Source organism: Xenorhabdus griffiniae, from assembly GCF_015163655.1.
Lineage (GTDB): Bacteria > Pseudomonadota > Gammaproteobacteria > Enterobacterales > Enterobacteriaceae > Xenorhabdus > Xenorhabdus griffiniae.
In genome coordinates, this window is sequence record NZ_JADEUF010000047.1 from 16,694 (window position 1) to 27,903 (window position 11,210).

Below are 11,210 nucleotides of genomic sequence, written 5' to 3' on the forward strand. Positions count from 1 at the left end.
TCTATCCATTTAGATGTCCAAATAGAATGGGTGAAGCGGTGTTTTTAGTCAATCGAGAAATGACTTATTCCCAATGAGGAATATTCAAAGTGATCAGGAAAGAAATTCATGTTGGGGAATAATGAGAAAAGGAGAAGACAAAGTCGTGACAGAGTTGGTGTATCCAGTTTTTTTAGGTGGCGTCACTTGGTAAAAAATCCAAGTGACGCCGCCTCTCAATCGATTTCAGGAGTTATATCAAAATAGGCTACTTCGGATAATGAGCATTCTTCTGCTGAAATAATTGATGAAGCAATAAAAACAGCAGGTTTTTTATTTTTATCAATATACGGAATAGTTATTTCTAATGTTTGCGTATATAACTGCCCCGTTTCTTTAAGAACAATTGGCTTACCTTCTTTTACTAATCTAGTTCGTTCTAGTAGGGAAGACGTTGCTTTCATTCTATCTAATTGATTATTTTTGCGATAAGAATTAGTTATAACAATTTGTGCAGCCCAAGACTGAGTGGTTGCGCAGTAATCTAAAGCTTTTTCGGTATCATCTTTCGGTGAAGAAAAAGCAATAGTAGGAATAAATAACATTGCAAATAAAATATTTTTTTTCATGATCTATTTCACTATTAACTCTCTATCCATAGAATCAATTATCTCCCTTCTCGCACTTTTTCCAACAATTATACAACCCTCTGATGCTTCACCAGGTCTTTTCGTGCTGTCACCATGTATTCTAAAAAGATCTCTTCCGTACATATTGTTACCCTCACGCGGTTCTAGATGGATAGTCATTGCACCTTTGCTACTGGTATAACCTCCAATCGTATATTGCCCTCTGGGGATTGGTCCTTTCCCACGTATCGATTCTGAGGCAGGGTTATTTTTATGTATTCCCTTCCCGCTATATCCGTCACGGTAAACTAATCTTTCGTTATGATATAATTCACCTGAGTACTGATGATAAATCCAGGCCATTTGAAACTCCTTTTCTTTAGAATATATTTAACTAAAATAAAAACCAATCATTTCATGTACTTTATCAATTTTTACTTATAGTTTAAATTACTTTATAAATTGGATTATTAAAAAAACATGCCATTCTGTTTTTTTAATTTAATCCAGATAAATTAAATTTTATTTAAGCTATTTAAATTAAACTTAATTGGCTTAGTTTAAATTTTCAAAATTTATTTTTCATAACTAATTATAGGTCAACGCCTGCCCTAAGTAGCTGATCCTAATTGTGCTACATTTTTGCCATTCCATGCCCATTTCCGGGATAGGGTGATACCGTGCCCATAAAATGCCTAACCTGCCTGAGAAGTTGCCACATATATCTGCACTTGTGGTTGCGTGTGATCGTTTCATGTAAGGCGTGCTACCGTTTCTCAATCACATTGACCCAAGGCGAGTAAACCGGCTGGAATAACAATTTGAATTTAGGGTTATTCTTTAACCACAGTTGTGTCCGGCGGCTTTTGTGAATAATGTCGTTGTCCAGAATTTTACAGAACATATTGAATATGCCAGTTTATATTGATTTTGCTATCTTTTAACCTGAATGAAACCGCTATTTTTTGTTATGGAGATTTATTTAATGATGGCGTTAATAATTATTTTATTCTTTCAAAAATAATTTTCGTGATCATGATCATAAAATAAAAATGATCATACTCCCCAAGGCAGTGAATTTTATATTTTTATAAATAAATCTTGTCCTTAACAAAATAAACCTTCCACCTTCAGATAAAATAAGCAAAACAATGCGTTGAACCTTTATAAAAAAACAGCATATTTCGCCAGTGAAGCAATGATTTTAACTTTTTATTCCGCCATTGTTGATGGCAACGTTTTATTTCACTTGTGTGAATTTGGTTTTTACATGTTCACTATTTATCATCCCCCTTTTATTCACCATGAATTCCGAACAATTCGGGCAACAACGTCTTTACAAATTATCGCTCTACCACGGCGTAATATTTGCGTTTGTTCCGCTATTGAGCCTGCGATAAGGCAACAAATTGCGGACTTAATTAACAAAGTTGTCAGAGACAGCATGAATTAACTTTAACTCTTGTGTCGGGTGTTATGGCTTGCAGTGCAATCAGGCGGGATAACCGACGCCATCGTGTTCGTCATTATTTCAGGAAGATAACCATGTCAGAGAAAAAAATCTTCGATAAGTTACAGCAGGGGCTATCCTTTGTTCAGCAAGGAAAAGAAGCCGCCGACCCGCTGAGACAAGGCGGAAAAGACCTCGCCGACAAATTGGCCAGACGCGCCGCCGATAAAGAGAGACTCGCCAAACTGAAGCAGGGGCAGTCTTTTGTTTCACAGGGACAATCCGCCGGGCTGCCAGGTGGTATCGGGAACGGTATCACAAGTGGCGGTTTTGCAGGCGGGCTGGCTCAAAAAGCGGCCGCCGGACACAGCACCGCCGCCAAAGCCCTGCAAAAAGTCAGTCAGTTGCCTGGCGTTGGAAGCTCGCCCAGCGGTCTGCAATTTACCCTGACCGCCGGTGGCCTGCCGCCCCAAACTTTTGTCGTCACCGATTTCACCCTGAGTGAACACTTTTCCCAGCCATTCCAACTGGAAGTGGGGTTGGCCAGTGCTGATCCGTCCATCGATTTTCCGACGGTACTGGATCGCACGGCAACACTGACCATTTTGCAGGAGGGCATTGAACAGCGCAGCATCACGGGGGTGGTGGCCAGCTTTGAGCAGGGTAACACCGGGTTGCACCAGACCACCTACCAGATGAGCATTCGCCCGGATCTGTGGCGTACCACACTGCGGCAAAACTCGCGCATCTTCCAGCAACTGAACATTGCCGCGATTATCACCACAATCCTGAAAGAGCACCGTATCCGTGATGTCGTCTTCAGCCTGCGCCATCCGCACCCGGAACGGGAATTTTGTGTGCAATATCAGGAAAGTGATTTCGCGTTTCTGCAACGGCTGACGGCCGAAGAGGGGATTTTCTACTTCTTTGAGTGTGGTAACGGGCGTAACACGCTGGTGTTTGCCGATGACTGCGGTTCGGTGCCACCGGACAAGGTGTTTCCTTACCAGCCGGGTGATGCAAGCACCGTGGGAGAACCCGCCATCAGCAGCCTGACCTGTAGCGCCCAGGTGCGACCGGCCCGGGTGCAACTGAAAGATTACACTTTCAAAAACCCAGCCTGGCCGGCCGAATTCAGCCAGCAGATGAAGGAAGACACCCTGCAACAGATGTATTACGAGTACTACGACTATCCGGGGCGTTTTAAAGATGAAGCGCACGGGAAAGATTTTACCCGTTACCGGCTGGAAGCCCTGCGCAACAATGCTATGATCGGGCAAGGCAGCGGTCATGCCATTGCCATCCAGCCAGGTAAATTATTCACCCTGAGCAACCACCCGCGCGCCGACCTGAACCAACCGTGGCAAGTGGTGGGAACCCGTCATTCCGGCAGTCAGCCGCAGGCGCTAGAAACCGCCAATAGCGGCACAGGCACCACTCTGAACAGCCACTTCCACTTTATCCGCCATAACCAGAACTGGCGTCCTGCGCCACTGCCAAAACCAGTCATCGACGGCCCACAGATTGCCAAAGTGGTTGGCCCGGCGGGGGAAGAAATCTTCTGTGACCAGTATGGCCGTATCCGCCTCCAGTTCCCGTGGGACCGCTACGGCAAGAGTGATGACCACAGCTCCTGCTGGATACGCGTCACCCAACCGTGGGCGGGCCAGGGCTGGGGCATGCTGGCCATCCCGCGTATCGGTCAGGAAGTCGTCGTCGATTTTCTGCATGGTGATCCGGATCAACCCATCGTCACCGGCCGGACTTACCACGCCAGCAACATCCCGCCAGGCGGGCTGCCGGGCAGCAAAACCCAGATGGCCTTCCGTTCCAAAACCCATAAGGGAGAAGGGTATAACGAGTTGCTGTTTGAAGATGCCAAAGGCAGTGAGCGGCTGGCGTTGCATGCGCAGAAGGATATGCACACCACAGTTAAAAATGCCCAGAGTCTGGTGGTGGAGGCAGGCGACCGGACTTTGACAATCCAGACAGGTGATGAATTCAAAACCGTGCAGCAAGGTAATCTGACAGAAACTATCGGTCAGACACGCAGTACTGAAGCCAATGTGGTACAGGTGAAAGCCACGGCAGGTAAAGCTGGCGCGGGAACACAATTATATGAAGCGGAAGATGATATCACGCTGAAAGTGGGCAGCGGCACCCTCCAGATGACGAAAACCAACATCAAAATTTCGTTTGGGGGGGCCAGTATTGAGCTAAACGACAGCGGGGTCACCGTATTAGGTGGCCAGGTTAACATCAACAAATAACACATTGATTTTTAAATTGCAGCAAGAAGGAACTTCCATGAACAATCAACTTGATCTCACCCCTTTTCACTTCAATCAGGGCACCATCATGCTGCCGGCCAGCTGGCAGGATGCCAGTATTCTGGTGTTGAACAGCACCGATGAAAAAAATGGCACCAGTTTCACCATTTCCCGCGATAATTTACCGTGGGGACTGACATTCAGTCAGTTTGCCGAGCGGGAAATGACCGCAATTGGCAAGCAATTAAAAGATTATGAAGCGATAGCCCATGAATCGGGGGCGCTGAACGGGTTTGAAACGGAGACGTTTGAATTTCGCTGGCGTGCCCCGAACGGAACGGTGCACCAACTGATGATGATGCTGAATGCACCCAGGGACGTGCTGATTTTCACCGGCTCCTGTCAGGGCGCGATGACACCGGCACAGCGGGAACAAATGCAGACCATGATGGCCACGTTCCGGCTGCGCGGTGAGCAGAAAGATAACGCCTGACAGGGAGGTGTGACATGAGTGTTTCACAGAATGTGATTATGGGCGCAGCAGCGGCTGGGCGACCGTCTCCGTCACCGGTCGCCAGCAATCCTACCCTGCCTTCAAAGGGAGGCAAACCTGCGCCCGTGCCGCCACGGACAGAAAAATCCACTTCTGACCGGGCGCTGGCGTTTTTACAAAGTGATACTTTCTCCGATGCCACGCTGGCAACCAGTGCGACCTATGCGGCGGCCACGGGCGCTGCTGTCCCTTTTGCGGTGGGATTAGCCGCCGGCACCGCAGGCGGGGCCGCGGGGATGTATGTCGGCGATAAAATCGGCCACGCTATCGCCAAAGGGATGGGCATGGGCACTGTGGCAACCGAAGGTGAAAATCCGGCCAGGGAAGGCGATGCCATTGCCCATCAGAACAAGAATGCCGGGTTGTGGGGGGCGCTGGGCGGGATTTTACTGGGGGCTGTCGCGGCGGTTGCGGTGGGCGCTCTGGTGGTTGCCACGGGCGGGGCGGCACTGGTTGTGGTTGCCGCCGCCGCAGCCGCTGGCGGGTTTGTTGGTGGAACCTGTGCTGGGATTGGCGCCGCCATCGGGCAATATGGCAGCAATAAAGGCACCATTGCGAAAGGATCACCCAATGTGTTCTTTGAGGGTAAACCGGTCGCGCGGAAAGGCGACCCGGTGGTATGCAGTGACCATCCTCCCGGCGTGGTCGCTGAAGGCGCAAAGACCGTGTTTGCCAACGGCAAGCCAATTGCCCGATTGGGGCATCGCACCACCTGTGATGCCAATATCAACAGTGCAGCGGGATCGATTTCCATTACCCCGGAAACGGGAGAGGCGCTTCCTATTTTGCAGGAAAGCAATAAAACCTTGCAGTGGGCCGTGGTTATCGCCGGTTTATTGCCCTTGCCACGCAATAAAAAAGGGGTCACCAAATCGGATAAACCGAAGGAATCGACCCAGAAGCAAAGTAAAAAACCGAACGAGAAAGATACCTGTAGTGACCCGGTCGATATGGCCACCGGGGATTTTTTGCAACAATGGCCCCTGCTCTCCCTGCCGGGCACATTACCGCTCTCACTGACCCGAACTTACCGTTCAACCGAAAATTTTGCGGGCTTGTTTGGCCCTAAATGGTCCGATGACTGGTCACAACATTTAAGGCGAGCGGGTGAAGTGACGCATTTCACGGATGCCGATGGGGTGGTCTACACATTCCATACGCCGGAAGAAAATGTGTTCTCGGTTAACCTGCATGCCGGACATTATCTGCTGTTTGGCACTTTAACAGGCGGGTTGCACCTGTTTGATCGTCAGACCCAATTAACGTTGAGTTTTGAACAGCAGGCCGGCGATAAACGGTTATTGTCTACAATCCGTGACCGTCACAATAACCAAATCACTTTCCATTACGCAGATCCCTTTGGGGAGCAACAATATCGGCTGTCACAGGTTATCCATTCCGATGGTTATCGTTTGTTACTGGATTACTATCAGAACCGATTGGCTTCTATCGAGTACCTGACCGGAGAACTGCGCCAGACTTTGGTGACCTGCCGATATAACCCGCAAGATTATCTGTCAGAATGTCATGCGTTTCAGTTCAGTCACCTGTGGCACGAATATGATCCCCGCGGTTATATGACCCGCTGGCATGACACGGACACCACCGATGTGTCGATGGGGTATGACAACCGGGGACGGGTAGTCTCGGTCAGAACCCCACAAGGCTACTGGCAGGATCGTTTTTTGTATGATGATGTCAACAAAGTCACCACCTATCTGGATGCAGAAGGCGGTTGTACCCGCTATTGGTACAACGAAAACGGCCAGATCACCCGCAAAATTGACTCATTGGGGCGGGAAACGGTACTGGAATGGGATCTGAGCCATCAACTTTCAGAAACTGATCCACTGGGCAGAAAAACCCAGTTCGAATACACGCCCTACGGCGAACTGACCCAACTGACGCTGCCTTCCGGTGAAATATTTGTCTATGACTATGATGAATACGGTCAACTGTTGCAGGCCAAACTGCCGAACGGCAAAAAGTGGATTTTTCACTATAGTGAACAGGGCGCACTGGATGCGGTGACAGACCCACAAGGGCGGCGGGAAGAATACCGTTATAACCCGCAGGGTGAGATGTTGCGGCGGGTGCTACCGGATGGCACCCAGTGGCGTTATGAATACGAACAACACCAGTTGCATCAGGTCCTGGCGCCAAACGGTTACACCACGCATTATGAGCAGGACGGGCTGGGGCGGTTGCACAGTGTGACCGATGCGTTGGGACAGAAAACCCGTTATCAGCACTGCGCGTTTCATGCCAGCCCGGCAGGCAGCGTCACGGAAATCGAACGGCCGGACGGGGTGAAACAGCACATCAGCTATGACAATGAACGCCGGGTCACTGCGGTCACGGACGGTGAGGGAAATACCACGCGTTATACCTATAGCGCCTTTGACCTGCTGACCCAGCTCACTCGCCCGGATGGGACGGTGCTGCATTTTGGTTATGATCGCTTAATTCGCCTGAACAGCGTGACCCTGGCCACCGGTGAAACCTATCGCTATGAGCGGGATTTAGCCGGACAAATTATCCGTGAAACCGATTTTACCGGGCGAACAGTCGAATATACCTATGACCGAGCCGGCCGCCGGACGCTGATCCGCTATCCTAACGGTCAGTTCATTCGTTTTTGTTATACCGCTAATGACCAAATCCAGCGGCAGGAATACTGGCAGGCCGGGAAACTGCATGATGAATTGCAGTCGGTGACTGATTATGCCTATGACACGCAGGGCAGGCTGGTTCGCGCTACCTCAGCCGATGCCGTGGTGGAATTTGAATATGACGAGGCAGGACGCCTGACTGGCGAGCGCCTGAACGGGCGTGAGATTAACCGTGAATGGGATGACCTTAACGACCTGCCGACAGCCGAAACTCTGGGCGGGGATACCCTGCATTTTGGGTATAACCGGATGGGGTGGTTGAATCATTTTCAGTTCAACCAACATAGCCCGCTTTCTTTACAGCATGATCCGCTCGGGCAGGAAACCGTGCGGGAAAGTGCCCTTGGCTTTATCCTTGCCAGCCGTTACACCGCGACGGGATTGCTGGCCCATCAGTCGGCCGGTCGGGCAACCACCTTTTTCCGGGAAACCCTGCAACAAAATGATCCGCATTTTCCCCCCCAGGCTACGGCGGTTAACCGGAGCTGGCAATATGACCGGGCGTGCAACCTCCGGGTAATTGATGACGGTCGCTGGGGACAAACCCGTTACCGTTACAATGTTAACGGCCAGATAATCCAGACACGGTATCAGGGTTCCTGTCCATACAAAGAGCAGTTCAGTTATGATGCCAATGGCAACCTAAGCCAGCACATTCCTACCGATGCACGCGGAGCGGTGGCGCAGATCGTCCAGCGTCAGAAAGCCGGGCGGGTGATGCAGCACGGAGATAGCCGTTATCATTACGATACTGCTGGACGGCTGGTAGAGAAAAATGAGTACCGTGATGGCTTCCGTCCACAAATATGGCGTTATCGCTGGAATGTACTCAATCAGCTGACGCAATGTGAAACACCAGACGGCTCACGCTGGCATTATCAATATGATCCTTTTGGCAGAAGGATCCGGAAGCTGAAAGTGTATGATGGAAAACGGGCCTCTGCTAATTTAAAATTATGGTTAGCGGGCAGGCCGGATATGGAATCGAAAGCCGATGCGATTGTCGGGCATGATTATTTGTGGAGCGGTGACCAGCTTATCGAAGAAACGCCGATTTACGCGGATGGTACGCCAGCAGAAGATCAGCGTATCCGCTGGCTTTATGAACCCGGTTCATTAACACCATCGGCCCGCTTTGAACGAGGTAAGCTACACTATATTGTCAGTGACCATCAGGGCACGCCGCGCGAGATGCTTAATGAGGAAGGGATTCTGGTGTGGGCACAGCGGTTAACCACGTGGGGCAAAGCGGAACGATCGCTGGTGATTGCCTCCAACGACCCTGATTATCACGTCAACTGCAACCTGCGGTTTATGGGGCAATATGAGGATGAGGAAAGTGGGTTATATTATAACCGATTTAGGTATTATTCGCCGGAAACGGGGCAGTATATCAGTCCTGACCCCATAGGGCTGCTGGGTGGTGTTAATCCCTATGCTTATGTCCATAATCCGGTCAATTTTATTGACCCGTTTGGGTTGACGGATTGTCCGGCAAGTCTTACTAGGGAACAAAGGCAGGCAAGGATCAATGAGCTTGCAGAGGCTAATGCACTCAGACGTTTACAAGAAATGGAAAGTATGAATCCTAGATCTCACTTCCTTGAGAGACATGGTGCCCAAACGTCTTTAGAATCCCAGCTTGGGCGAGCAACTAATGGAGCGAATCCTACTACGGGAGTTCAGCAGCGTACACCGATGGCAGCAACTCGATTTGATAGTCATAGAGATCAATTAAATGCTATACAACGAGCACAAACTATTCAGCGACAATCAGGTGGCGTTGTGACTAAAGCTACAATTCCGTATGGAAGAAGAATCGGTGAAGGGTATAGCAAGACTGGCCCAACATATGGCACTTCGAGTACCGCAACAGTGATCTTAACTCCAAATGGGCAAACAATCACTGCATATCCTGTATGGGGGAGATAATGAATAAATTTGATTTAAAAACTAAAAATGAAATTTCTATATTAGTAGGTTTTCTTTCTGCTCTTGATGAGGAAGTTATCAGTGATAAAGATTATTTGTTAATTAACAATAAAAATGTGAATAATAAAGATGATCTACGTTCTGTTTCAGAAATTGTTCTCAAACCTTGGTTTTTAGAATATATACCAGCCAATAGAGATAAAGTGATTCAGTCTATTAACTTTATTATAAATGGAAAAGTTAATCTTATTGATGTTGTTTTTTCTGAAATGAATTTTATTTTTGACTATGAAATAGACGATAAGTCTCTTTTTTTGACAGAAATAAAAGGTTTTCTTGAAGAATATGTCAGAGGTAATGACTAACTATTTGGATTTAAGCAACTGCATTGTTCATTAATAATAAGAAATAGTATTTTTGGAGAGTTTATATCTATGGCTTATTTCGATAAAAATCAGATATAAAATATCGTTGAAATCAGCCGGAAAGATCCCCGTGATCTTCCGGCTTTCTTACTTTTTAGAGCCGCTCACTCCCTGCCCTTAGTTGCTGTTGTAGTCGCCAAGCAGTTCACGCATCCTCAGCTTAATCTCACTGAACTGCTCTTGCTGACGCTGGTACTGTTGCTTGATAGCGCAGGCATCATCGCTGTCAGGGATCAGCACCAAGCAGCCATCCATAATTTTAACCGTGAGTGTGCCACCAATATCAAATCCCGCCGCCTTGAGCCACTGGCCTTTAAGATGGATCGCAGGCGGGGCAGTGGCTTTATTATTTTGCGGCACGTATCCCACGGTGTAATAACGTTCTGTTTTCATGACTTTATTTACTGCACGGTTTTGCTTAGAATGCGCCTTAGCCATCATTCAACTCCTCTTTAGTTGCTTGTGGTGAGCGGCGTTGGTGTGTTGCAACCACATCAGCGCCGCGTTAAGTCAAATCATCCAATCAATCGTTTTGCCTGATACTTTAAAATCAGTGCATCAAGCACAGCGGTTACCGAACGCTGTTCTTCCTCATCCATCTGTTTCACCGCCTCAAACTTCAGCTTCAGTTCATCCTGCGGTTCGCGTTCTTCTTCCTCAAATATCAGCCAGTCGGCCGACACGTTAAAGGTGACGGCAATCCGCTTGAGAATATCTAAAGAGGGCTGTGCCTCGCCAGACTCGTAGCGGCGGACTTGTGTCAGGTGTATGCCTACCCGATCAGCCATCTGAGGCTGAGTCAGGCTATTTTGCTTGCGCAGTTGCAGAAAACGGGCAGAAAAACTCATCCAGTCTGTTCCTTTATCAATATCGATGAGTTCCATTATCGCCCCCTGTTCTAAATAGACTTGACTAAATGACCTTTATAGAACATATAATAATATCTATAGAGAGCATTGACAAGGTTTTAAAAGGAACATTTTTTATGTCTCGCATCCCGGAAGCAGAATTACAGCACTTAAAATCCGCTGTCTCCTTAGTGGCTATCATTGAGCAACAAGGGCGGCAGTTATTTAAGCGCGGCAAAGATATGACGGTGCTGTGCCCGTTCCATGAGGAAAAAACGCCCTCAATGGTGATCACACCGTCGAAAAATCTCTACCATTGCTTTGGTTGTGATGCAGGCGGATCGGTGCTGGACTGGGTCATGAAAACCGAAGGGTTAAGCCTGCGCCATGCCGTGGAACGCTTGCGGGCGGTGCTGGGGCATAATCCGGCAGTGGAGCCATTGATACAGCCG

At 48.5% G+C, this 11,210-nt stretch carries 9 protein-coding genes and 1 pseudogene; 5 read left to right on the forward strand and 5 right to left on the reverse strand.

From position 1 onward, the window contains the following. Positions 1-215 precede the first annotated feature (215 nt). The 3 genes and pseudogenes from IQ211_RS09360 to IQ211_RS09370 form a co-directional block, all read right to left on the reverse strand. Complete coding sequence (locus IQ211_RS09360) at positions 216-608, reverse strand: hypothetical protein (protein ID WP_189760004.1); 393 nt, start codon at positions 606-608, stop codon at positions 216-218. 3 nt (positions 609-611) lie between these two features. Then, a complete protein-coding gene (locus IQ211_RS09365; RefSeq protein ID WP_189760003.1) occupies positions 612-971 on the reverse strand; it encodes a tlde1 domain-containing protein in 360 nt (119 codons plus the stop codon). A gap of 271 nt (positions 972-1,242) precedes the next feature. Further along, positions 1,243-1,500 (reverse strand): annotated as a pseudogene (locus tag IQ211_RS09370) (transposase); the annotation flags it as partial. Positions 1,501-2,153: 653 nt separating this feature from the next. Here IQ211_RS09370 and IQ211_RS09375 point away from each other — a divergent pair. Genes IQ211_RS09375 through IQ211_RS09390 form a run of 4 tightly spaced genes read left to right on the forward strand, consistent with a single transcriptional unit; the run spans position 2,154 to position 9,850 of the window. After that, positions 2,154-4,328 carry a type VI secretion system Vgr family protein gene (locus tag IQ211_RS09375; RefSeq protein WP_189760002.1) on the forward strand — a complete coding sequence of 725 codons (2,175 nt, stop codon included), beginning with the start codon at positions 2,154-2,156 and terminating at the stop codon, positions 4,326-4,328. Further along, positions 4,303-4,821 carry a DUF1795 domain-containing protein gene (locus tag IQ211_RS09380; RefSeq protein ID WP_282885565.1) on the forward strand — a complete coding sequence of 173 codons (519 nt, stop codon included), beginning with the start codon at positions 4,303-4,305 and terminating at the stop codon, positions 4,819-4,821. The genes IQ211_RS09375 and IQ211_RS09380 overlap by 26 nt, the downstream gene beginning before the upstream one ends. A gap of 14 nt (positions 4,822-4,835) precedes the next feature. Further along, on the forward strand, positions 4,836-9,485 hold the full coding sequence (locus IQ211_RS09385) for an RHS repeat-associated core domain-containing protein (protein ID WP_223281729.1): 4,650 nt from the start codon (positions 4,836-4,838) through the stop codon (positions 9,483-9,485). Next, positions 9,485-9,850, forward strand: coding sequence for a hypothetical protein (locus IQ211_RS09390; protein ID WP_189760001.1), 366 nt, complete (start codon positions 9,485-9,487; stop codon positions 9,848-9,850). The genes IQ211_RS09385 and IQ211_RS09390 overlap by 1 nt, the downstream gene beginning before the upstream one ends. Before the next feature lie 177 nt (positions 9,851-10,027). On the opposite strand, the gene IQ211_RS09395 is transcribed toward IQ211_RS09390, so the two are convergent. Together IQ211_RS09395 and IQ211_RS09400 are read right to left on the reverse strand one after the other, a co-directional pair. Beyond that, entirely contained in the window at positions 10,028-10,348 is a 321-nt protein-coding gene (locus tag IQ211_RS09395) for a SymE family type I addiction module toxin (protein ID WP_189760000.1), read from the reverse strand. A 77-nt stretch (positions 10,349-10,425) separates the two neighbouring features. Beyond that, positions 10,426-10,758 carry a helix-turn-helix domain-containing protein gene (locus IQ211_RS09400; protein ID WP_311062435.1) on the reverse strand — a complete coding sequence of 111 codons (333 nt, stop codon included), beginning with the start codon at positions 10,756-10,758 and terminating at the stop codon, positions 10,426-10,428. Between the two features lie 137 nt (positions 10,759-10,895). Here IQ211_RS09400 and IQ211_RS09405 point away from each other — a divergent pair. Continuing rightward, the coding region (locus tag IQ211_RS09405) for a CHC2 zinc finger domain-containing protein (protein ID WP_228011590.1) at positions 10,896-11,210 on the forward strand (315 nt) is incomplete at its 3' end.